The sequence below is a fragment of the Sulfitobacter sp. 1A13496 genome, from assembly GCF_043557225.1.
GTDB classification, from domain to species: domain Bacteria; phylum Pseudomonadota; class Alphaproteobacteria; order Rhodobacterales; family Rhodobacteraceae; genus Sulfitobacter; species Sulfitobacter faviae.
On the sequence record NZ_JBIFFP010000006.1, the window covers coordinates 147,353 to 169,152 of the forward strand.

The following is a 21,800-nucleotide window of genomic DNA, read 5'->3' on the forward strand; positions in this document are numbered from 1 at the left end:
CTCCGTTGATTATTTTGTATAGAGCGTTTCCGGCAGCCAGGTGACAAGCTGCGGGAACAGGGCGATGGCCACGCACATCATCAGGATCAACCCGATGAAAGGCAGCACGCCGACGATGATATGCGACGTCTTGACCTCACGCGGGGCAATGGCGCGCAGGTAGAAGAGCGCATATCCAAAGGGCGGGGTCAAAAAGGACGTTTGCAGAACCACCGACATCAGGACGACGAACCACAGCAGGCTCACGTCCATCTCCTGCACGATCGGCAGGAAGATCGGGAAGGACAGCAGCACGATGCCGGTCCAGTCGAGGAAGGCCCCAAGGATGAAGACGATGAACATCATCATCGCAATCAAGAGCCAAGGCGCCATGTCGAGGTTGCGGATGATCTCCTGCGTGGCGCGCAGACCCCCGGTGATGTTGAACACGCCGGTAAAGGCCGTGGCGCCGACGACGATAAACAGGATCATCGCCGAGGTGCGCCCGGTCTCCAGCATCGCGCCGTAGAAGGAGGCCCAGCTGAACTTGCCGCGCATGATGACGATGACCAGCGCCAGCGCCGCGCCGATGGCGGAAGCTTCGGTCGCCGTGGCGATGCCCGCGAGCAGAGAGCCCAGAATGCCGAGGATCAGAACCAGTGGCGGCACGGCTTCGATCAGCAGCATACGCACAAGGGCGGGTTTCGAGATTTTCTCATCCGGCTCGACGGCAGGGGCCATATCGGGCCGTACCACGGCGACGACGAAAACCCAGACCGCATAGAGCAGCCCCAGCACCACGCCCGGCACCATGGCGCCCGCGAAAAGCTCCCCCACCGAGAGGGGGGAATAAGAGGCCATGAGGATCAACATGATCGACGGCGGGATCAGAATGCCCAAACAGCCAGAGGCGGCGATGACACCCGTGGTCAGCGTGGGGCTATAGCCATATTGCAGCATCGGGCGCAGGGCCATCACGCCCATCACGGTAATCGACGCGCCGATGATACCCGTGGTCGCGGCCAGCAGGATCGAGATGAAAACCACCGCCAGCGCCAGACCGCCGCGGATGTTGGACATCAAAAGTCGCAGTGATTCGAACATCTTATCCGTCACGCCCGAATCGGACAGGAACCGTGCCATCAAGATAAAGAGCGGAATCGCGATCAGCGTGAAGTTGTCGAGCACATCGCCGAAAATCCGGTTGATGACGATGCCCAGCACCATCGGTTTGCCGGCGATGACAGCGCCCAAAACGGCGGTGCCGCCCAGAACGAAGGCCAGTGGGTGGCCCATGAAAAGGCCCAGCAAAAGCAGGCCGAACATGGTGAGAGCAATGAGTTCAGGCGTCACGGGGCAGTTCCTGACGGTTAAGTACGAGTTTCAAAAATTCCGCCACGCCTTGCAGCAATAGCAGACCGGCGGCGAGGGCCATGGCCATCTTGAGCGGGTAGACCGGCAGCTGGACCGAGCCATATGTCGTCTCACCTTGGGCATAGGAGCGCATGGCGAATTCATAAGAGCGGGTGGTGAAGATCCAGGCGAAGGGGAAGAAAAAGATCACATAGCCCGCCGCTTCGACCCAACGGCGCAGGCTGGGGCCAAGGGTTTCGGTGATCAGATCGACGCGCACATGGGCCTGATGGCGCAGCGCATAGCCGCCCAGCATCACGAAATAGAAGCCATAAAGTTGTTTCGTGACGTCAAAGGCCCAGCGGGTCGGGTCATTCAGCGCATAGCGCATGAAGACGTCATAGATGATGATTGCGGCGAAAATGACGGCGACGACCGACACGATGCGCCCGACGAATTCGTTCATCTGGTCGATGAATTTTATCAAGATCTGAGCCCTCCCTGGCAGCTCGCACATTATTGGCCTTTCTGCCGAAAACAAGGCAAAAGACCATTAATAATGCTGCTTTAAGTAGCACTACGTATGCGGCTTGGGGCGGGATTGTCCAGAAGGTGAAATTTCAATTTGCCTAGGCCATGGACATTTTCGAAAAGCGACGATTATCTGCTGCGCATGGCCCTCCGCGTCGACGTCGGGGGAGGCTAAGCAAATATCCGTTTGGGAGGAAAAACATGGATCGTCGTTCATTTATCCGCAGAGCCGGTGTGATGGGGGCAGGTGCTGCCGCCACGACACTTGCAGCGCCCGCTATTGCGCAGGGCAACATCACCTGGCGCATGGTCACCACATGGCCCAAGAACTTCCCCGGTCTGGGTGTCGGCGCGCAGCGTCTGGCCGACCGGATCACCGCCGCCTCGGGTGGCGAGCTGACCATTCAGGTCTTTTCCGCCGGTGAGATGGTGCCGCCGCTGCAATCGCTTGACGCCGTGATCGACGGCACGGCCGAGATGAGCCATGGCGCCGCCTACTACTGGCAGAACAAGTCCCCTGCGCTGTCCTTCTTCACCGGCGTGCCCTACGGCATGACCACGCCGGAACTGACGGCATGGATGCGCTACATGGGCGGTCAGGAAATCTGGGACGAGATTTATGACCAGTTCGGCGTTCAGGGTTTCTTGTCGGGCAACACCGGCACGCAGACCGGCGGCTGGTTCCGCGATGAACTGAAGAGCCTCGATGACGTTAAAGGTGTGCGCTTCCGGACGCCCGGCCTTGGTGGCCGCGTGTGGGAGAAATTGGGCGCGACCGTGACCAACATGGCCGCGGGCGAGATCTTCCAAGCGCTGCAGTCGGGCACGCTCGACGCTGCGGAATTCGTCGGCCCCTACAACGATCTGGCGCTCGGCTTCCATCAGGTGGCCAAGAACTACTACATGCCGTCCTTCGTGGAATCGGGTCTGGCGACCGAGCTTGTCGTCGACAAGAAGAAGTATCAGGAACTGCCCGAGAACCTGCAGGCGATCATCCGTGACGTCAGCCAAGCGGAGTACGATCAGGTGGCCGCGGACTTCTACGCCAACGACCCGCGCGCGCTGAAGACCCTGCAGGAAGAGCATGGCGTGACCGTGCGCAACTTCCCCGACGACATTATGGAAGCCGGTGCCAAAGCCTCGGTCGAAGTGGTCGAAGAGCTGCGCAACAGCGACGACCCGCTGGTCAAGAAGACCGCCGAGAGCTTTGTCGAAGCGCTGAACCTCGTCCGCACCCGGACCGAGAACATCGACAGCCCCTATGTGCAGGCCCGTCAGAAGTTCCTGAAGTACTGAGCTTCGCGCTGAATGTGATTGGAAAGGCCCGGTGGAAACGCCGGGCCTTTTTCATGGGCGAACCCCAAGAAATCTGTCCCGCCCGGTGGCACACCGGGCATCGCCCTCCCTCCCCCCGGAGGGCGATTTTGCAGCGTTTCGACAGCCGGATCGGGTGGCGAGATGGGCACCGGCGCAGCCCCTTTCACGGGTTCGATCGCCCACCAGGGAGGGCGATGCCCTTACCGCTCAATCAAAAAAGGCCCGGCGTTGCTGCCGGGCCTTTGAACGTCGGGGGGGGGACTATTTCACCCCGCGATCACCTTAGGCAACCAAGTCACGATCTGCGGGAAGGCAAAGAGGATCGCAATCGCCACCACCTGCAACATCACGAAGGGCAGGATCCCTTTGTAAATCGCGCTCGTCGGCAGATCCGCCGGGGCCACCCCGCGCAGATAGAACAGCGCAAAGCCGAAGGGCGGCGTCAGGAAGGAGGTCTGCAAGTTCACCCCGACCAAGACGCCCAGCCAGATCGGATCGATGTCCAGCATCAACAGCACCGGCGCGGTGATCGGGATCACGATAAAGATGATCTCAAAGGTATCGAGGATGAAACCCAAGAAGAACATGATGATCATTACCACCGCCACCGCTGCCAAGGGGCCGCCGGGCAGGTTGCTGAGGAACTCATGCACCAGATTGTCGCCGCCCATCATGCGGAACACGATTGAAAAGACCGAAGCCCCCAGCAGAATGACAAAGACCATGCTGGTGATCGTGGCCGTGGCGATCATCGTCTCCCGCAGGATGCGGAAGGACAGGCGCCAGCGCATGGCCGCAAGCACCATCGCCCCCACGGCACCGACAGAGGCGGCCTCGGTCGGGGTGGCGATGCCGCCGAGGATCGACCCCAGCACGGCGAGGATCAGCAACAGCGGCGGCATCAGGGCGACAAAGAAATCTCGCACCAGCTGGCTTTTCTCATCCGCCGGAACCGGCGTCGCGGGGCAGGAGGCGGGCGCGGTCGCGGCTTTGAAGAGAACGTAGCTGAGATAAAGCGAAACCAGCAAAATCCCCGGCAGCAACGCCCCGGCGAAAAGATCTCCGACCGAGACGGGCGTGGGGGCAAAGTTGCCCTTGGCCATCTGCACCTGAGAGTTAATGCCCGAAAGCATGTCGCCCATGAAGATCAACACGGTGGAGGGCGGAATGATCTGACCCAAAGTGCCACTGGCGCAGATCACCCCGGTGGCAAGTTTGGGGTCATAGCCCGCCCGCAGCATCGCGGGCAGAGAGATCAGGCCCATGGTGACAACCGTCGCCCCCACGACGCCCGTGGATGCCGCGAGCATCGCGCCCACAAGCACCACCGAGATCCCCAGACCGCCGCGCATATTGCCGAAAAGTTTGCCCATGGTGAGCAAAAGCTGCTCGGCGATCTGACTGCGTTCCAGCATCACCCCCATGAAGATAAAGAGCGGCACGGCGACCAGGACTTCGTTGGTCATAAAGCCGATGTAGCGGTTCGGCAGCGAGCCGAAGTTCGAGGGATCGAACACGCCGAACCCCATGCCCACGGCGCCAAACAGCAGCGACACGCCAGCAAGGGTGAAAGCCACCGGAAAGCCGAGCAGCAAAAAGCCGATCACGCCAAAAAACATGAGCGCGGCGAGCATCTCGCCAATGAAAATCGGATCCATCAAACGGCTCCCTGCGGATGGTCTGCGGGGATTTGGTCCCGGCTGTATTGCATGGATTTGGGCACCAGATCAGCATTGCCGCTGAGCACGAGGATGGAGCGGATGATCCATGCAATCCCTTGAATTGCGAGTAGAAATGCGAAGCCGATGATGAAGGCTTTGAGAATATAAAGCCCCGGCATTCCGCCCACATTGGCCGACCCTTCCTGATAGCCCCAAGCGCGGATCACGAAGGGGATCGAATAGGTGTAGACGATCCAGCAGAAGGGCAGCAGAAAGACGATGACGCCGATCAGGTCAATCAGCGCGCGGCGGGCCATGGTGGCGGGGCGGTAGAAGATGTCGACGCGCACATGGTCATCGCGCAGCAGCGCAAAACCGGCCACGGCCGTGAACATCGCACCGTTAAGCCAGATATAAAGGTCTTGCATCCAAACGAAGCTGATCGCGAAGACATAGCGCTGCACGACCACGGTGAAACAGACCAACACGATGCCGAGTGCGAGCCATGAGAAGAGATTGCCGATGACCAAGTTCACCGCGCAGATCACCCTGGCAATTGCTGCTAAAAAACGCACCTTGTCCCCTCTCCCGTCAAGTTCGTTTGATCGTCAATCAAAGGGAGGGGACAGAATGTCAAGATTTAGATGGCGGGCGGCTCTTCCCGGCTGCATTTGGCGCCTTCCCGTGGCAGGAAGGCAACCGAAGGGCCGCGCCGCTCAGTAGATGCTGGTTTCGGGCGCGCTGCCCTTGCGCACCATGCCGCGGTACATGCCCTGCGAGTTAAACGGCATGGCGATATTGCCCGCCGCATCCACCGCGATGATCCCGCCCGAGCCGTCGTTGGGCGCCAGATCCTGCATCACCACATGTTCGGCGGCGGTGGCCAGATCCTCGCCCGCGTGGCGCATCCGCGCGGCGATCTCCCCGGCGGCGTTCCAGCGGATGAAAATCTCGCCATGACCGGTGGCAGAGACCGCGCAGGTCGCGTTGTCGGCGAAGGTGCCCGCGCCGATCATCGGCGTGTCGCCAACCCGGCCCGGGGCCTTGGCGGTCATGCCCCCCGTTGAGGTGGCGGCGGCAATGTTGCCCGCCGCGTCGCGCGCCACGGCCCCCACGGTGCCATGCCGTCGCGCCGGATCGTCCGAAACCTCGCCCCGGGCGCGCATCTCGAGCGTCTCCTGCAATGCATCCCAACGGGACTGGGTGAAGAAATAGTCACGGTCGGCGAACTCGAGGCCCGCCTGCCGGGCGATTTCCAACGCGTTGGGGCCGATGAGGGTGACATGCTCGGTCCGCTCCATGACGGCGCGCGCCAGTTTCACCGGGTTCTTCGGCCCGAAAACACCGGCGACCGAGCCTGCGCGCCGGTCGGCGCCGTCCATCACGGCGGCGTCCATCTCCTGCACGCCTTCGGAAGTATAGACCGCGCCGCGCCCTGCGTTGAACAGCGGCTCATCTTCAAGCGCGCAGACCGCGGCCACCACCGCGTCCATCGCGCTGCCACCTTCGCGCAGCACCGCTTCGCCGGCTTCCAGCGCCCGGGCGAGGCCGTCGTGATAGGCGGCCTCCTTCTCGGGCGTCATGTTTTCCTTGAGGATGGTTCCTGCGCCACCGTGAATGGCAAGGGAATAGGTCATGTCTGTCCTTTCAATCCGGCCTGTTCGGCGCAATAGGCGGCGATCTCGGCATGGGTGGCGATCCAGCAATCGCCGCGGGATTTGATGTGGTCGATCAACTCGTCGAGGATGAAGATACGCGAGCGGTAGCCTGTCACATGCGGGTGCATGGTCAAGAGAAACAGACCGCCCTCGTCATAGGCCCCGTCGAACTCGCGCCGGAAGATATCGAGCACATCCGCAGGCGGCGTATAGGGCCTTTGCGCGCCAAAACGGTTCATCATGAAATAGACGGCGTCGTCGCGAATCCACTCCACTGGGAGTTCCACGATCCCGGTCGCCTCGCCCTTCTCGACGATCTCGTAAGGGTCGTCGTCCGAGAACAGGGAGCTGTCGTACAAGAGCCCCATCTCGCGGGCGATCGAGAGCGTGTGGGCGCTGTAGTCCCAAGACGGCGTGCGCATGCCGACAGGGCGCGTGCCGGTGATCTTTTCCAGCGTGTCCGAGGCGCGCAGCATCAGATCGCGTTCAGCCTCCGGCGGGACCTGCGTGTTGCGCTCGTGGATCCAGCCGTGAAGGCCGATCTCGTGGCCCTCCTCGGCGAGGCTGCGCTGCTCCTCCGGATGCAGCAGGGCAGAGACGGCGGGCACGAAGAAGCTCGCTTTCACCCCATGCCGGTCAAGGACGCGGCGAATACGGGGGATGCCGCGGCGCGCGCCGTATTCGCCCCAGCCGAGGCGCGCAATGCTTGTGCCGCCGTCGCGCAGCTCGTTAGTCTCGTGATCGCTGTCGAAACTCAGCGCCACGGCACAGCGCGCGCCGCCGGGCCAAGATTTCGGCAATAGGTTCTGCCCCGCGCGGACCTGTTCGACCAGCCCGCGCCAATGCGGCTCGTCCCATTCATGCGGCTCGCTCATGCGTGGCCTCCGTCGACGGAAAGGATTTGGCCCGTGATCCAACCGGCGCGGTCGGAGCAAAGGAAGGTGACCGCATCCGCGATGTCCTGCGCGCGGCCCAAGCGGCGCATATGGATGCCGCCGATGATCTGCTTCTGCCGCTCGGGGCCGAAGGCGTCCCATTGCTTCTCCGTCGAGGGGTTCGACAGGACGAAGCCGGGGGCCACGGAATTCACCGTGATGCCCTGCGGTCCCAGCTCAAGCGCCAGCTGCTTGGTGAGACCCACGAGCGCGTGTTTCGCCGCGGCATAGGCTTGGATGCCGGTGAGGCTGGGCTTCAGCCCCGCGCCAGAGGAGATGGTGACGATCCGGCCCGATCCCGCGCTCTTCATCGCGGGCGCGAAACCTTGCGCACACCACATGGCGGCATCGACATTGGCTTGAAAGATCGCCTGCCAGTCGGCCTCGTTGATCTCTTCCAGAGGGCGTCCGACCTGACCGCGGACGCCGCCGGCAGAAGTCACCAGCCCGTCGATCCGCCCGTGACGTTCGAGGATCTCGGTGCAGAGCGCGAGGGTCGTCTCGCGGTTGCCCAGATCGCCGCTATGCAGGGTCACGCCTTCAGCCTCCAGCGGGACGAGGCCCGCCACGTCGATGTCCATCGCGGCCACGGTGGCCCCGGCGGCGCGCAGTTCGGACAGGATCGCGGCGCCGATGCCCTGTGCTGCGCCGGTCACGGCAAAGACCTTGCCGGTCAAATCGATCTTCATGCCGCCACCAACTGGTCGACGAGGTCCGCGGATTGTTCGCGCTTGCCGTCCTCGATGTCGTGGATGAGGTCCACCATGCGCGCCAGTGTCGGCACCGCGATGCCTGCTTCACGGCCCAAGTCGACCATGACACCGATCTGCGCGTCGACTTCGGTCTTACGCTTGCGCACCGCGAGGTCGCGCCAGATGCCCGAGTGGGTCTTGGCGGTCTTGCGGTTGTGGGCGATCATCTTCTCCATCGCGGCGTCGATGGCGGCGGTATCGTTCTCGCGGAAGGCTTCCGGGACGAACCCGTTGAAACCGAGGGGGGAGACGCCCTCATGCGTGGCCAGTGTCATCACCTCGTGGCCAAGCGCGCGGTAGGCCGCGCGGTGTTCGTCGCGCGCCATGGCGTCGGACATGCTGTCGGGGGTGAGGGCGGTGCAAAAGAGCAGCGCACCGTAGCCCATCTTACCCCAAAGATAGCCCCAGATGTTGTCGGTTGCGACGGCCTCGGGCTCGACCAGTTTCAACAGCTCATGCACCTCGGCCACGCGGTCGCTCATGCGCCCGTCGAGTTCCCCCACAGCCACGGCGGCGCGGTTGCCGAAGAGGATGCGGCCCGGCTCCAGCCAATCGGCGCCGTAGTTGACGAAACAGCCCACCGTGTTCTCGGCCCCGATGCGCGCGGCGATGGCCTTTTCGTTGAGCCCGTTCTGGGCCGAGACGACATAGCCGCCCGGCGCGAGATGGGGGGCAAGCATCTCCAAAGCGGCGGCGGTGTGGTGCGCCTTCACGCAGAGGAAAATGCGGTCGTATTGGCCAGTCAGTTCGTCCGGCGTGCTGGCCGGGAGGACTTGGGTAAATGCTTCGACCGGGCCTTCAATGCGCAGCCCGCTGCTGCGCATGGCTTCGACATGCTCTTCCACGACATCGACCATATGCACGGCATGACCCGCGCGGGCGAAATAGGCGCCGAGGATGCCGCCGATGGCACCGGCGCCCCAGATCAGGATCGGCGTCTCGCTCATGCCCAATCCCCCTCGAGCTGCGCGCGGGTCTCGCGCACGGCGATCTCCCAAAGACGGTCGGTGTCGGCGTCGGTTTTTTGGTAGACGCCGCCGTAGTTGCCGTCCCCGATGAGCGCGCGCACGCCGGCGGCGTTGCGGTCGCGCAGGCGGTCGAAATCGACGAAGGGTTTCTGCTCGTCCGGCAACTCACGACCGGGCAGGCGGGTCCAGGGGAAGTTCTCCATCCAGGAGGCATGGCTTGCGACCGGGTCAATCTCCTGCACGCAGTTCCAGGTCTCGGGCGCACGCCACCAGTCATGGAAGCGGCAGCGGGCGCCTTCGTTGGCCTCCATCCACTCCATCGTGACGGGCTGCACCGGGCTGTTGCCGCCATGGCCGTTGACGATCAGCACGCGGCGGAAGCCGGTGGCATAGAGGCTGTCGAGGATGTCACGCAGAAGCGCCGCATAGGTCGAAAGCTTCAGCGAGACCGAGCCGGGGAAGCCCATGAAATAAGGCGTCAGACCATAGGCCACGGCCGGAAACACCGGCACGCCCAGAGGTTCGGCGGCATCGGCGGCGACCTTCTCCGACAGGATCGAATCGACCGAGAGGCTGAGATATGCGTGCTGCTCGGTGCTGCCGAGGGGCAGGACGCAGCGGTCGTCGGTCTTGAGGTATTCTTCGATCTCGAACCAATTGCTTTCGGATATCTTCATTCTTCGGCGGCCTTTGCGGATTTGAGAGAGGCCCGGCATGTCTCAATGGCGGGCAGGATTTCAGAACGGATGGCGTGTACGTCTGGGGTGTGACGGTATTCGAAAGCGGTCTGCTCGGCGCGCAACGCGCCACAAAGGTAGTCGGCACCGGTGGCATAGATGACCACATCTGCCTCGCGCATGGCCGATGACAGGCCATTCTCGTCACGGACCTTCATGGTCAACTGCGTGACATGGGGGGCAAACCGCAGGATGCCCGCTTTCATGATCGTAACGAAGCCGGGAAAATAGGAGTAGGCGAGCGTCTTGGCGTCAGGCGGGATCGAGGCCAGCGCCACGCGGGTCGCCTCGTTGGGGATGAGCGTCAGGCCCAGCACTTCGACATTCGGCAAGATTTCTCGCGTTTTGGACAGAAGGGTTTTGGGCGCGATAATCAGGTCGATGTCCTTGGGCGGATTGGGTGCGATCTCATCTAGAACGGCGGCGTCGATCTCATCGCCCTCGGGCAGATGCTGGCGCAGTTCATCGGCATAAGCGCGGGTCGCGTCGATGAAATTGCCGACCATCAGAATGCGCAGCGGGCGCGGGCTGGCGCTGCTGGCCATGGAAATGCGCACAGCCAGTTCCGACGCGCTGACGCCACAGGATTTCGCGAGGCTCAACAGTTCAGCGATCTGTTGATCAAGCTGCCGAAAGCGCCCGTCGTGGGCGCGGCTACCACCGCCGCTGACGAATGTACCCGAGCCGACGCGCCCCTCGACCAACCCCGAGGATTGCAGCGCGGCGTAGACATTGCTGACCGTGACCGGGGAAATCTTCATCCGCGCGGCCAAAGCGCGGACCGAGGGCAGGCGCGCGTCGGAAGGCAACTCGCCCGACGCGATCCCGAATTCCAGCGCTCCGCGGAGCTGAACGGAAAGAGATACGGACGAACTGCGATCCATCGCCCGTACGATTCGATCCATTGCCCGTTCAAATTTTGCCTGTTTGTCACTCATGTCTGTAACACTGCCTCAAAAACAGTAGCGCGACAAGCTTATATATTGGGCTTATACGGCGGCCGAAGGTTCGAATGTTACATATTTGTGTTGACCGTCACAATTATAGCTGTCTAGTGTAACTCCAAGATATAACACATGGAGGTTTTGACCAATGAAGAAGCTTACCCTGAAATCCGCCGTAGCCGCATTGGCGCTGATCGCTGCCGCGCCAGCAGCGATGGCCGCCGATCTGGTGATCGGCCTGCGCGCCGGCCCGGATTCGATTGACCCGCATTGGTCGACCTTGGGCTCGCAGGCCGAAGCCCTGCGCCATGTCTTCGACACGTTGGTCGATGTCGACGAGAAACTGCAGCTGAAGCCCGGCCTTGCCGTGAGCTGGGAGCCGATCGACGATACCACATGGGAATTCAAGATGCGCGAAGGCGTGAAATTCCATGACGGCACCGACTTCACCGCCGAGGACGCGAAATTCTCGATCGAGCGTATCCCGCAGGTGACCGGCCCGATGCCGATGACCCTCTACACCAAATATGTCGACAGCGTCGAAGTGGTCGATGACTACACCCTGCGCGTGAAGACCAAGGGCATGGCGCCCTCGCTGCCCAACGACTTCACCCGTCTCTTCGTCGTGCCGTCTGAGACCGGCATGGAAGCAGGTAACGAGGAGTTCAACTCGGGCGAGAAGGCGATCGGCACCGGTCCCTACACCTTCGTCTCTTGGCAGCCCAAGGGCGATCTGGTGCTCGAGCGTTTCGACGACTACTGGGGCGGTCAGGCCACGTGGGAGACCGTCACCCGCCGCGAGATCCCCGAGGACACCTCGCGCGTCGCGGCTCTGCGTTCGGGTGAGGTTGACCTGATCAACTACGTGCCCGCCTCCGACTACCTCGCGATGAAGAACGATGGCGACATCGAAACATTCGTTTCCGACTCGGTCTATATCCTGAACATCGCGCCGTCGGTGAAGGATGAAGAGCCGCAGCCGATCAAGGTCAACGGCGAGGAGGTCGAGGGCAACCCGCTGCAGGATCTGCGCGTGCGCAAGGCGCTGGACCTGGCGATCAACCGCGACGTGCTCGTGAACGTGGTGCTCGAAGGTCTGGGCACGCCCGCCAACCAGCTGATGCCCGAAGGCTTCTTCGGCTACAGCCCTGAACTGGGTAAGCGCGAATATGACATCGAGAAGGCCAAGGAACTGCTGGCCGAGGCCGGCTACCCCGAGGGTTTTGAGATCGATTTCACCTGCACCAACAACCGCGTGCCCGGCGATGCCGTGGTCTGCGAGGCGCTGGCGCAGATGTGGTCGCGTCTGGGTCTGAAGGTGAACGCACAGGCGCTCAATGGCACGGTCTTCTTCCCCGCCGCCGCGCGTGAGGAATACACCATGACCATGTCCGCATGGGGCACGCTCACCGGTGAGGCCGCCTATACCTACGGCGCGCTGGTGCACACAAAGGACCCCGAGAAGGGCTTCGGCAACTTCAACCGCGCGGGCTATTCCAACCCCGAGTTCGACAAGGTCTTCGGCGAAGGTGCCCAGACCCTCGACCCGGAAGCGCGCAAGAAGCTCTATGAAGAGGCCTCCTTCATCGCGATGGAAGACCGCGCGCTGATCCCGACGGTGATCCTGCAGACCGTCTGGGCGGCCAATGCCGACACCATCGAAATGACGCCCCGCGTCGATCAGGAAACCCGCGCCTATGCGATCACCCCGGTCGAATAAGGCTGCATAACGCACCGGGCGCCCGCTGCTTGCCGGCGGGCGCCACTTTTTTTCAAGTCTGATGGGCGAGGTCGAATGCTCAGCTATTTTGTAACCCGGTTGGCACAGGCGATTGTCGTGGTCTTTGCCATGTCGGTGATCGTCTTTGTCGGCGTCTTTGCCATCGGCAATCCGATCGACGTAATGATCGATCCGGGCGCCACCGCCGAGATCCGCCAGAAGCTGATCGAGCAATACGGGCTCGATCAACCGCTGGCCGTGCAGTACTGGACCTTCCTCAAGAACGTGGCCCAGGGCGATCTGGGCACCTCGATGGTCTATAACATCCCGGTCGTCGACCTCGTCTTCTCGCGCTTTCCCGCCACGCTGGAACTGGTGCTGACCTCGGTGCTGATCGCCGTGGGCGTGGGCATTCCCGCCGGTCTCTGGGCCGGCTACCGCCCCGAGAGCCTCGGCGCGAAGATGATCATGGCGCTGTCGGTGCTGGGTTTCTCGGTGCCGACTTTCTGGATTGGCATGCTGCTGATCATGGGCTTCGCGGTTGAGCTTGGCTGGCTGCCCTCGGGCGGGCGCGGGGACGAGGCGACCTTCCTCGGCATCACCTCCTCGCTTTTCACCCCCGATGGCTGGAGCCATGTCATCATGCCCGCGATCAACCTGTCGCTCTTCAAGATGGGCCTGATGATCCGACTGACCCGCGCCGGCATGGTCGAGGCCATGGGCACCGATTACGTCAAATTCGCCCGCGCGCAGGGTCTGCCGGACCGGCAGATCGTCTTCCGCCACATCCTGCGCAACATCTCGATCCCGATCGTCACGGTGCTGGGGCTCGAGCTTGGCTCGACGCTGGCCTTCGCGGTGGTGACCGAAAGCGTGTTCAACTGGCCCGGCGTTGGCAAGCTGATCATCGACTCGATCCTGCAACTCGACCGCCCGGTGATGGTCTCCTACCTCATCATGGTCGTGATCCTCTTTGTCCTCATCAATCTCGTGGTTGATCTGGTCTACGCTCGACTGGACCCGCGGGTCCGCCTGAAAGGAGGCGCATGATGCCCGAGATCGTCGCTGAAAACACCATGGCCGTGCCCTCGGCCCCGCCGGTGGAGACCCGCGCCGAGCGGCTGCGCAACTTCTGGTCGGACTTCCGCGAAAGCTGGGTCGCCGTGGGCGCGCTCATCGTGATTGCCGTGCTGCTGTTCCTCTCCTTCGGGGCGCCGCTGGTTTCGCCGCAGGACCCCTACGACATGGCCGCGCTCGATTGGCTCGACGCCTTTCTGCGCCCGGGCACCGAAGGCTCGGGCGGCTATGTCCATCTGCTGGGCACCGACAACGCGGGCCGCGACATGCTTTCGGCCATTTTCTACGGGCTGCGCACCAGCTTCGTGATCGGCCTGTCCGCCGGGGCACTGGCGCTGTTGGTCGGCATTGCGGTTGGTCTTACCGCGGCCTATTTCGGGGGGCGCATCGAAGCGTTGTTGATGCGTGTCGTCGATCTGCAACTTTCAATGCCCGCGATCCTGCTGGCATTGGTGCTGGTGGCGATGCTGGGGCAGGGGATCGGTCAGATCATCCTCGCCCTCGTTGTCGCGCAATATGCCTATTTCGCGCGCACCACCCATGGCGCGGCCAAGGTCGAACGCGGCAAGGACTATATCGAGGCCGCGCGCTCCACCCCGCTGCCGACGCATCGGGTGCTTTTCAAGCACCTGCTGCCCAACGTGCTGCCGCCGCTCATTGTCGTGGCGACGGTGCAGGTGGCGAGCGCAATCGCGCTCGAGGCCACGCTGTCCTTCCTTGGCGTGGGCCTGCCGCTCACTGAACCTTCGCTGGGATCGCTGATCTCCAACGGGTTCAAATACATCCATTCGGACCGCTACTGGCTGTCGATCTATCCCGGATTGGCACTGATGGTGACCGTTGTCGCAATCAACCTCGTGGGCGATCAGGTCCGCAAGGTGCTCGACCCGAGGAACAGCCGATGAGCGCCGCACTGGAGGTCAGGGGACTGACCACGCAATTCAGCACCCGCAAGGGACATGTCACCGCCGTCAACGACGTGAGCTTTTCGGTCCAGCCGGGGCGCATCCTCGGGCTGGTGGGCGAGAGCGGCTCGGGCAAGAGCGTCACCGGTTTTTCGATCATGGGGCTTATCGACGAACCCGGTCGGATCACCGCAGGCGAGGTTCTGGTGCAGGGCACCGACATGCGCAGCCTCAGCGCCGAAGGCCGACGCCAGATGCGCGGTCGCAATGTCTCGATGGTGTTTCAGGACCCGATGATGACCCTCAACCCCGTGCTGCGGGTGGGCGATCAGATGGCTATGGCGGTGCGCGTGCACGACAAGGTCAGCAAGGCCGCCGCATGGGACCGCGCCCGCGAGGCGCTTGAGATCGTCGGCATCCCGGCCCCCGCCGAGCGGTTGCAGGCCTATCCGCACCAGCTCTCGGGTGGCATGCGCCAGCGCGTCGCCATTGCCACGGCCCTGCTGCACCGGCCTGCCGTGATCCTCGCCGATGAGCCGACCACCGCGCTCGATGTCTCGATCCAGGGCCAGATCCTTGCCGAGGTGCGGCGATTGGCGGATGAGACCGGCACCGCCATCGTCTGGGTCACCCATGACCTCGCCGTGGTCTCCTCGCTCGCCGACGACATCGCGGTGATGTACGCAGGCCGGATCGTCGAAAGCGGCACCGCGGAGGAGGTCATCGCCCGTCCGCGCCATCCCTACACGCGCGGGCTGATTGACTCGGTCCCCGGCCTGCACGAGCCGGGCCGCGACTTGCCGCAGATCCCGGGCTCGACCCCGCAGCTGGCGAACCTGCCCTCGGGCTGCCCGTTCCGCCCGCGCTGCCCGCGGGCCACGGACATCTGCGCGATGATCCCACCCAACACTGGAACCGAGGCACATTCCGTCCTGTGCCACCATCCGATCGAGGCCACATGACCGATCCCATTCTGAAAATCGACGGCGTCTCGAAGCGGTTCACCCGCAAGCCGGGGCTGGTCGTCCGGGGGCTGGAACGCCTGTCGGGGCGCGACTCCACCCAGACCGTTCACGCGGTCAATGACGTCACCTTAAGCGTTCCGCGCGGCGAGGTGCTGGGCATCGTGGGCGAGAGCGGCTGCGGCAAGTCCACGCTGGGGCGCGTCGTCTCGGGCATCTATGCGCCGAGCGCGGGCAGCGTCACGCTCGAAGGCCAGCCGGTGGCGCGCGACCATCGCGGCAATGTCGACAAGCTCACCACCCGCGTGCAAATGATCCACCAGGACCCTTTCGCGAGCCTCAATCCGCGCATGAAGGTGGGCGAGATCATCGCCGAAGGCCCGAGCATCCACGGGTTGATCCCCGCGCGCGAGGTGCAGGAGCGCGTCCGTAGCCTGCTCGAACAGGTGGGGCTGGAGGGCGCCTATGCCAATCGCCTGCCGCACCAGTTCTCCGGCGGCCAGCGCCAGCGTGTCGCCATTGCCCGCGCACTCGCCATGCAGCCCGAGCTTCTGGTGCTGGACGAGGCCGTGGCCTCGCTCGACGTCTCCATCCAGGCGCAGGTGCTGAACCTCTTCATGAAGCTGCGGCGCGAGTTGGACCTCACGGCGCTGTTTATCAGCCACGACCTGTCGGTCGTGCGCCACGTCTGCGACCGGGTGGCGATCATGTACCTCGGCCGCGTGGTCGAGACGGCGCCGGCGGATGAACTCTACGCCAAGCCGCTGCACCCCTATACCGAGGCGCTCTTTGCCTCCGTGCCGACCCTTGGCACCGGGCGCGCCAACTTCCACCCGATCAAGGGCGAGATCCCCTCGCCGATCAACCCGCCCAAGGGCTGCGCTTTCCACCCGCGCTGCCCGCTTGCGGGCCCGCGTTGCAAGGTGGAGGTGCCGCGCCTCGTGAACCCGAAAGACAATCGCAGCGTCGCCTGCCACCTGCATGATGGGGGCACCGGCGCCGAAACAGGAGCCGCCGCATGAGCCTGACCCTGACCGACCGCGTGGGGCGGCTGAACGACGTGCTTGTCTCCGTGAACCTGCTCAATTGGGACGCGCGGGTGATGATGCCCAAGGGCGGGGCCGAGACGCGCGGCCACCAGATCGCGACTCTTATGGGCATCGCGCGGGAGATGATCCTCGACCCCGAGATGGGCAAGGTCGCCGAAGCCGTGCTCAACAGCGACGCGCCCGAGATCGAGCGCCGCGCCGCGCAATCGGTGCAGGAGGCGCGCACCCACCACGCCCGCATCCCCGCAGCCTTGCTGCGCCGGCAGGCCGAGCAATCAATCACCGCCGGCGCCGCCTGGACCGAGGCCCGCCGCACCGGCGACTTCGGCCTGTTCCAGCCGCATCTTCAAAGCATCGTCGATCTGGCGCGCGAGAAGGCCGAGGCGCTCGGCCATGACGGCCACCCCTACGATCCGATGGCCGATGTCTTCGAGCCGGGCGCCACGGCGGTGCAGCTCACGCGGTTCTTCGACCAGCTCCGGGACGGCATCCGCCCGATCCTCGACGCGGCGTTTGCCCGGCCCGCGCCGCGCAGCGATTTCCTGTTCCGCGACTATCCCGTGGCGGGCCAGCAGGCCTTCTGCGCCTATATCGCCGAGGCCTTGGGCTATGACATGGGCCGCGGGCGGCTCGACACGGCGGTGCATCCCTTCGAGATTTCCATGACCCGCAACGACGTGCGGATCACCTCGCGCTGGAACCCGAACTACCTGCCGATGTCGATCTTCGGCACGATCCATGAGGCGGGCCATGCGCTTTACGAGATGGGTGCCGATCCGGCGCTAACCCGTGGGGCGCATGCGACGGATATGATCGGGCTCTATGCCGTGGCGGGGACCAGCTTCGGGATGCACGAGAGCCAGTCGCGCCTGCTGGAGAACCACATCGGCCGCTCGCCCGCCTTCTGGTCGGTGCATTACGGAGGCCTGCGTGACACCTTCCCCGAGCAGTTGGGCGACGTGAGCGAAGAGGAATTCGTCGCCGCGATCAACCGCGTCTCCCCCGGCCTCACCCGGGTCGAGGCGGACGAGCTCACTTACGATCTGCACGTCATGCTGCGGGTGAAGATCGAGATGGCGCTGATGGACGGCTCGCTGAAGGTCGCCGACGTCCCCGAGGCGTGGAACGCGGCGATGCGCGAGGATCTGGGGCTGGAGGTGCCGGACAACGGCGCGGGCTGTCTGCAAGACGTGCATTGGTCGCACGGCTACATCGGCTCTTTCCCGACCTATACGGTGGGCAATTCGACCGCCGCGCAGATCATGGCGCATCTGGATGCCACGAAGCCCGAGGTACGCACAGGCGTCACGGCGGGAGACTACGCCCCCTTGCAGGCGGCGCTCGGTGATCTCGTCTGGCAGCACGGGCGTTCGCGCAGCCGGGCCGAGATCCTCGCCGGGATCGGGGCAGGGGCCTACGACCCGACGGCCTATCTGGCCTATCTGCAAGCCAAGTTCGGCAGGTGATGAGGGGGGCAGTTTGCCCCCCCTTCGAACCTTAGCCCGCCACCCGGTGCAGCATCTGGCGGCCCGGAGTCAGGCCCTGCACCTTTTCCACGATGGAACGCGCGTCGATGCCGAAATGCCGGTAGAGGTCCGCGATGGCGCCGGTCTGGCCAAAATGTTCGACCCCGAGCGGCACCGTCTGGTGCCCCACGACCGACCCCAGCCACGACAGTGTCGCCGGATGGCCGTCGATCACCGTCACCAGCTTGCAGTCGCGCGGCAGTTGACCCAACAACGTTTCGATATGGCTCTGCGCCGCGTGATTGCCGCGCGCCCGGGCGCGCTGTGCCGCGGTCCAGCCAGCGTTCAGACGGTCGGCGGAGGTCACCGCCAGCACGCCCACGTCGCGCCGGCCCTCGGCGATGCTGCCGGCGGCCTTGATCGCCTCGGGGGCCACGGCGCCCTGATAGGCGATCACCACGTCGCAGTTCGGCCCAGGCTTGCGCAGCCAATAGGCCCCGTCGATGGCACCTTGGCGGAAGTCCTCGTCGACGCGCTTGCCGGGCTGTTCGATGGGATTGGTGGTGAGCCGCAGATAGACCGAGCCGCCGGTCTCGTCGCGCAGCCACGTGCGCTCGTCCGGGTCGCCCTCGCCGTCGCGTTGGAGGTAGTCGAAGGCCCAACGCATGATGACCGTCAACTCGTCGGCGAAGGCAGGCTCGAAGCTCGCCAGCCCGTCCTGGCTCATGCCGATGAGCGGCGTGCCGATGGATTGATGCGCGCCGCCCTCGGGCGCGAGCGTCACGCCCGAGGGGGTGCCCACGATCATGAAACGTGCATCCTGATAACAAGCGTAGTTCAGCGCGTCCAAGCCGCGGGCGACGAAGGGGTCATAGACCGTGCCGATGGGAATGACCCGCTTGCCGAAGAGCGAATGCGACAGGCCCGCGGCGCCCAGAAGCAGGAAGAGGTTCATCTCGGCGATGCCCAACTCGATATGCTGGCCCTCGGGCGTGAACTCCCATTTCGCGGTGGAGGGGATCTTCTCGTTGATGAAGGTGTCGGCCTGTTCCTTGCGGGCAAAGAGCTTGCGGCGATTGACCCATGGCCCAAGGTTCGTGGTGCCGGTCACATCAGGCGACATGGTGACGATGCGGGAGGCGAGATCGCTGTCGCCCTTCGACAGATCGTCGAGGATCTTGCCGAAGGCCATCTGCGTGGAAATTTCGCGGTCGCTCGACAGTTCGATCCGCGGCACCGGCAGCGTCGCATCATTGTAGCGGCGACGGCCCTTGGCGAAGAAGGGCACGCGGTCGAGCGCCGCTTGCAACGCTTGCGGGTCGTCGACGGTGGCGAAGGGCTCCCATTCCTCCCCCTCGGCCACGCCCATGTGCTTTTGCCAATCGGCCATCTGGCTTTTGGTCATCAACCCGCCATGGTTGTCCTTGTGCCCCGCAATCGGTGTGCCCCAGCCTTTGATGGTATAGGCCAGAAAACAGACCGGGCGGTCGTGGTCGATGGCGGCGAAGGTTTCGGCCATGGTCTGCACACAGTTGCCGCCGAGGTTTTCCATCAGCGCGGCCAGTTCGTCATCGCTGCGCGCGTCGATCAGCGCCGTGACATCGCCCTGATCGCCAAGCGCCTCCATCAACCGTTCGCGCCAGACCGCGCCGCCCTGATAGGTCAGCGCCGAGTAGAGCTGGTTGGGGCAATTGTCGATCCAGTCGCGCAGCTTGTCGCCACCGGGTTCCTCGAACGCCGCACGCTGCAACGCGCCGTATTTCACCTTGACCACGTCCCAGCCGAAGGCGTCGAAAATCTGCTCGATGCGCTTGAACAGACCCTCGCGCACCACCCCGTCGAGCGACTGGCGGTTGTAGTCGATGATCCACCATGTATTGCGCAGGTCGTTCTTCCAACCCTCCTGCAGCGCCTCGTAGATGTTGCCCTCGTCCAACTCGGCGTCGCCGACCAGCGCAACCATGCGGCCCAGATCAACTTCCCCGCCCCAGTCTTTCGCGGTGATGTAATCCTGCACCAGCGAAGCGAAGGAGGTCACCGCCACCCCAAGCCCGACCGACCCCGTGGAGAAATCCACGTCGTCCACGTCCTTGGTGCGGCTGGGGTAGCTCTGCACGCCTTGGAACCCGCGGAAGTTCTCCATCTTCTCGCGGGTCTGGTTGCCCATCAGGTATTGCATCGCGTGGAAGATCGGCGAGGCATGCGGCTTCACCGCCACCCGGTCCTCGGGCCGCAGGGCGCTGAAAAAAAGCGCCGTCATGATCGACACCATCGAGGCCGAGGACGCCTGATGCCCGCCCACCTTGATCCCGTCCACCTTGGGCCGAATGTGGTTCGCGTTGTGGATCATCCAGTGCGACAGCCACAGCAGACGTTGTTCGATGGTCTTCAGCTGGGCAGGGGCGAGAGCGGTCATGGCAGGTCTTTCATTCTGAGGATCCCTCGGGCGGTGCCCTCCTCGACACCGCCCGCGACTGGTCCGGTTCGTGCCGGATCAGGCCGCTTGCATGTTATGCGCCCCTAGCGCGGCGTAAAGGTCATCAATGATGTCTTCCGCCGATTCCAGCCCGACAGAAAGCCGCACCAACCCCTCGGCGATGCCGTGCTGGGCGCGTTCCTCGGGCGAATAGGTGGAATGGGTCATGCTGGCGGGATGCTGGATCAGGCTCTCCGCATCGCCAAGGCTCACCGCGCGCTGAATGAGGTTCAGCCGGTTCATGAAGGCGATGCCGCCCGCCTTGCCGCCCTTGACCTCGAAGGGGATCATGCCGCCGAAGTTGCCCATCTGCCGCCGCGCGAGTTCGGCCTGCGGGAAGCTTGCCAGCCCCGGGTAGGCGACATGCAGCACCGCCGGGTGCTGCTCCAGCGCCTCGGCGACCTTGGCAGCGGTGGCGCAGTGGCGCTCCATGCGCAGTTCCAGCGTCTTGATCCCGCGCAAGAGCAGCATGGCCGTGAGCGGCGACATCACCGCGCCGGTCATGTCTTTCAGACCCACGAGCCGCACCTGCATCATGTCCTCGGCATTGCCCACAACGAGGCCCGCCACCACGTCGCCGTGACCCGAAAGGAACTTCGTCGCCGAATGCAGCACGATGTCGGCGCCATGTTCGATGGGGCGGGTGATGACCGGCGTGGCATAGGTGTTGTCGACAACCACCTTGGCGCCCACGCGATGCGCGATCTCGGAGATGGCGGCGATGTCCACCAGCCTGTTGTTCGGGTTCGCGGGGGTTTCGAAATAGACCACCTTGGTCTGGTCGCTGATCACCTCGGCGAGGTTTTCGGGCTCGGTCATGTCGACCAGCGTCACCTTGACGCCAAAGCGCGGCAAGCCATGGGTCATGAAGGCGAAGGTGCAGCCATAAAGCGTCTTGTCGATGATGATCTCGTCGCCCGCCTGCAGGAAGGACCAGAGCGTCGAGGTGATCGCCCCCATGCCCGAAGCGGTGGCAAGCCCGGCCTCGGCGCCTTCGAGGTTGGCGATACGTTTTTCAAGATGGACCAGCGTGGGGTTGCTGATGCGGGTGTAGAAATGCCCTGCACGCTCGCCCGCGAACATGTCGCCGCCCGCCTCCGCGGTCTCGAAGGTGAAGGTCGAGCTCATGTAGATCGGCGGGTTCAGCGCGCCCTGTTCGTCCTGCGCGTCATAGCCGTGGTGGATGGCGCGGGTGGCAAAGGATTTCTGGTTCTCGGTCATGGCTGGCCCCTGTCTGATTTTCCGGCATGATCCGATGGCACAAGGGGCATTTGGTTGCTAATATATGCGTAAATTGCAGGAGATTTGGC

At 63.8% G+C, this 21,800-nt stretch carries 19 protein-coding genes; 7 read left to right on the forward strand and 12 right to left on the reverse strand.

Features of this window, described 5'->3' with window-relative positions:
• Positions 1 to 9 precede the first annotated feature (9 nt).
• On the reverse strand, positions 10 to 1,305 hold the full coding sequence (locus ACGYLX_RS14295) for a TRAP transporter large permease subunit (RefSeq protein ID WP_067266597.1): 1,296 nt from the start codon (positions 1,303 to 1,305) through the stop codon (positions 10 to 12).
• A gap of 16 nt (positions 1,306 to 1,321) precedes the next feature.
• Positions 1,322 to 1,822, reverse strand: a complete 501-nt coding sequence (locus ACGYLX_RS14300) for a TRAP transporter small permease subunit (RefSeq protein WP_394442560.1) — start codon at positions 1,820 to 1,822, stop codon at positions 1,322 to 1,324.
• 242 nt (positions 1,823 to 2,064) lie between these two features.
• On the opposite strand from ACGYLX_RS14300, the gene ACGYLX_RS14305 reads away from it, so the two are divergent.
• Positions 2,065 to 3,159 carry a TRAP transporter substrate-binding protein gene (locus ACGYLX_RS14305; RefSeq protein ID WP_209219228.1) on the forward strand — a complete coding sequence of 365 codons (1,095 nt, stop codon included), beginning with the start codon at positions 2,065 to 2,067 and terminating at the stop codon, positions 3,157 to 3,159.
• A 287-nt stretch (positions 3,160 to 3,446) separates the two neighbouring features.
• Here ACGYLX_RS14305 and ACGYLX_RS14310 read toward each other — a convergent pair whose 3' ends face one another.
• From ACGYLX_RS14310 to ACGYLX_RS14345, 8 genes are all read right to left on the reverse strand, one after another.
• A complete protein-coding gene (locus tag ACGYLX_RS14310; RefSeq protein ID WP_209219229.1) occupies positions 3,447 to 4,838 on the reverse strand; it encodes a TRAP transporter large permease subunit in 1,392 nt (463 codons plus the stop codon).
• Complete coding sequence (locus ACGYLX_RS14315; protein WP_209219230.1) at positions 4,838 to 5,416, reverse strand: TRAP transporter small permease subunit; 579 nt, start codon at positions 5,414 to 5,416, stop codon at positions 4,838 to 4,840. Before ACGYLX_RS14315 ends, ACGYLX_RS14310 begins: the two co-directional genes overlap by 1 nt.
• A 141-nt stretch (positions 5,417 to 5,557) precedes the next feature.
• Positions 5,558 to 6,478 (reverse strand): isoaspartyl peptidase/L-asparaginase family protein, encoded by a 921-nt coding sequence (locus ACGYLX_RS14320; protein ID WP_394450297.1) that lies wholly within the window; start codon positions 6,476 to 6,478, stop codon positions 5,558 to 5,560.
• Positions 6,475 to 7,374, reverse strand: a complete 900-nt coding sequence (locus ACGYLX_RS14325; RefSeq protein WP_394442284.1) for a polysaccharide deacetylase — start codon at positions 7,372 to 7,374, stop codon at positions 6,475 to 6,477. Before ACGYLX_RS14325 ends, ACGYLX_RS14320 begins: the two co-directional genes overlap by 4 nt.
• Complete coding sequence (locus tag ACGYLX_RS14330; RefSeq protein WP_394442281.1) at positions 7,371 to 8,123, reverse strand: SDR family NAD(P)-dependent oxidoreductase; 753 nt, start codon at positions 8,121 to 8,123, stop codon at positions 7,371 to 7,373. The genes ACGYLX_RS14325 and ACGYLX_RS14330 overlap by 4 nt, the downstream gene beginning before the upstream one ends.
• Positions 8,120 to 9,133: a ketopantoate reductase family protein gene (locus tag ACGYLX_RS14335; RefSeq protein WP_394442278.1), complete on the reverse strand. Its 1,014-nt coding sequence runs from the start codon at positions 9,131 to 9,133 to the stop codon at positions 8,120 to 8,122. The genes ACGYLX_RS14330 and ACGYLX_RS14335 overlap by 4 nt, the downstream gene beginning before the upstream one ends.
• Positions 9,130 to 9,831, reverse strand: a complete 702-nt coding sequence (locus ACGYLX_RS14340) for a creatininase family protein (RefSeq protein WP_394450300.1) — start codon at positions 9,829 to 9,831, stop codon at positions 9,130 to 9,132. Before ACGYLX_RS14340 ends, ACGYLX_RS14335 begins: the two co-directional genes overlap by 4 nt.
• On the reverse strand, positions 9,828 to 10,796 hold the full coding sequence (locus ACGYLX_RS14345; protein WP_394450302.1) for a GntR family transcriptional regulator: 969 nt from the start codon (positions 10,794 to 10,796) through the stop codon (positions 9,828 to 9,830). The genes ACGYLX_RS14340 and ACGYLX_RS14345 overlap by 4 nt, the downstream gene beginning before the upstream one ends.
• 187 nt (positions 10,797 to 10,983) lie before the next feature.
• Here ACGYLX_RS14345 and ACGYLX_RS14350 point away from each other — a divergent pair, with 187 nt between their 5' ends.
• The 6 genes from ACGYLX_RS14350 (at position 10,984) to ACGYLX_RS14375 (ending at position 18,014) form a co-directional block, all read left to right on the forward strand.
• Entirely contained in the window at positions 10,984 to 12,555 is a 1,572-nt protein-coding gene (locus ACGYLX_RS14350) for an ABC transporter substrate-binding protein (RefSeq protein WP_394450304.1), read from the forward strand.
• 75 nt (positions 12,556 to 12,630) lie between these two features.
• Positions 12,631 to 13,605 (forward strand): ABC transporter permease, encoded by a 975-nt coding sequence (locus ACGYLX_RS14355; protein ID WP_394442268.1) that lies wholly within the window; start codon positions 12,631 to 12,633, stop codon positions 13,603 to 13,605.
• Entirely contained in the window at positions 13,605 to 14,537 is a 933-nt protein-coding gene (locus ACGYLX_RS14360) for an ABC transporter permease (protein WP_394442265.1), read from the forward strand. Before ACGYLX_RS14355 ends, ACGYLX_RS14360 begins: the two co-directional genes overlap by 1 nt.
• Entirely contained in the window at positions 14,534 to 15,499 is a 966-nt protein-coding gene (locus ACGYLX_RS14365; protein WP_394442263.1) for an ABC transporter ATP-binding protein, read from the forward strand. Before ACGYLX_RS14360 ends, ACGYLX_RS14365 begins: the two co-directional genes overlap by 4 nt.
• Positions 15,496 to 16,521: an ABC transporter ATP-binding protein gene (locus tag ACGYLX_RS14370; RefSeq protein ID WP_394450306.1), complete on the forward strand. Its 1,026-nt coding sequence runs from the start codon at positions 15,496 to 15,498 to the stop codon at positions 16,519 to 16,521. Before ACGYLX_RS14365 ends, ACGYLX_RS14370 begins: the two co-directional genes overlap by 4 nt.
• A complete protein-coding gene (locus ACGYLX_RS14375) occupies positions 16,518 to 18,014 on the forward strand; it encodes a carboxypeptidase M32 (RefSeq protein ID WP_394450308.1) in 1,497 nt (498 codons plus the stop codon). Before ACGYLX_RS14370 ends, ACGYLX_RS14375 begins: the two co-directional genes overlap by 4 nt.
• Before the next feature lie 31 nt (positions 18,015 to 18,045).
• On the opposite strand, the gene ACGYLX_RS14380 is transcribed toward ACGYLX_RS14375, so the two are convergent.
• Both ACGYLX_RS14380 and ACGYLX_RS14385 read right to left on the reverse strand, forming a co-directional pair.
• On the reverse strand, positions 18,046 to 20,430 hold the full coding sequence (locus tag ACGYLX_RS14380; protein ID WP_394450310.1) for a transketolase-like TK C-terminal-containing protein: 2,385 nt from the start codon (positions 20,428 to 20,430) through the stop codon (positions 18,046 to 18,048).
• A gap of 78 nt (positions 20,431 to 20,508) precedes the next feature.
• Positions 20,509 to 21,711, reverse strand: a complete 1,203-nt coding sequence (locus ACGYLX_RS14385) for a methionine gamma-lyase (RefSeq protein ID WP_394442251.1) — start codon at positions 21,709 to 21,711, stop codon at positions 20,509 to 20,511.
• Positions 21,712 to 21,800 lie beyond the last annotated feature (89 nt).

Coding starts and splice junctions, on each gene's coding strand:
- ACGYLX_RS14375 (WP_394450308.1), top strand. CDS start 16,518: ATGAGCCTGACCCTGACCGACCGCGTGGGGCGGCTGAACGACGTGCTT.
- ACGYLX_RS14295 (WP_067266597.1), bottom strand. CDS start 1,305: ATGTTCGGCCTGCTTTTGCTGGGCCTTTTCATGGGCCACCCACTGGCC.
- ACGYLX_RS14310 (WP_209219229.1), bottom strand. CDS start 4,838: ATGGATCCGATTTTCATTGGCGAGATGCTCGCCGCGCTCATGTTTTTT.
- ACGYLX_RS14335 (WP_394442278.1), bottom strand. CDS start 9,133: ATGAGCGAGACGCCGATCCTGATCTGGGGCGCCGGTGCCATCGGCGGC.
- ACGYLX_RS14345 (WP_394450302.1), bottom strand. CDS start 10,796: ATGGATCGAATCGTACGGGCGATGGATCGCAGTTCGTCCGTATCTCTT.
- ACGYLX_RS14360 (WP_394442265.1), top strand. CDS start 13,605: ATGCCCGAGATCGTCGCTGAAAACACCATGGCCGTGCCCTCGGCCCCG.
- ACGYLX_RS14330 (WP_394442281.1), bottom strand. CDS start 8,123: ATGAAGATCGATTTGACCGGCAAGGTCTTTGCCGTGACCGGCGCAGCA.
- ACGYLX_RS14370 (WP_394450306.1), top strand. CDS start 15,496: ATGACCGATCCCATTCTGAAAATCGACGGCGTCTCGAAGCGGTTCACC.
- ACGYLX_RS14305 (WP_209219228.1), top strand. CDS start 2,065: ATGGATCGTCGTTCATTTATCCGCAGAGCCGGTGTGATGGGGGCAGGT.
- ACGYLX_RS14385 (WP_394442251.1), bottom strand. CDS start 21,711: ATGACCGAGAACCAGAAATCCTTTGCCACCCGCGCCATCCACCACGGC.
- ACGYLX_RS14365 (WP_394442263.1), top strand. CDS start 14,534: ATGAGCGCCGCACTGGAGGTCAGGGGACTGACCACGCAATTCAGCACC.
- ACGYLX_RS14340 (WP_394450300.1), bottom strand. CDS start 9,831: ATGAAGATATCCGAAAGCAATTGGTTCGAGATCGAAGAATACCTCAAG.
- ACGYLX_RS14380 (WP_394450310.1), bottom strand. CDS start 20,430: ATGACCGCTCTCGCCCCTGCCCAGCTGAAGACCATCGAACAACGTCTG.
- ACGYLX_RS14320 (WP_394450297.1), bottom strand. CDS start 6,478: ATGACCTATTCCCTTGCCATTCACGGTGGCGCAGGAACCATCCTCAAG.
- ACGYLX_RS14355 (WP_394442268.1), top strand. CDS start 12,631: ATGCTCAGCTATTTTGTAACCCGGTTGGCACAGGCGATTGTCGTGGTC.
- ACGYLX_RS14350 (WP_394450304.1), top strand. CDS start 10,984: ATGAAGAAGCTTACCCTGAAATCCGCCGTAGCCGCATTGGCGCTGATC.
- ACGYLX_RS14325 (WP_394442284.1), bottom strand. CDS start 7,374: ATGAGCGAGCCGCATGAATGGGACGAGCCGCATTGGCGCGGGCTGGTC.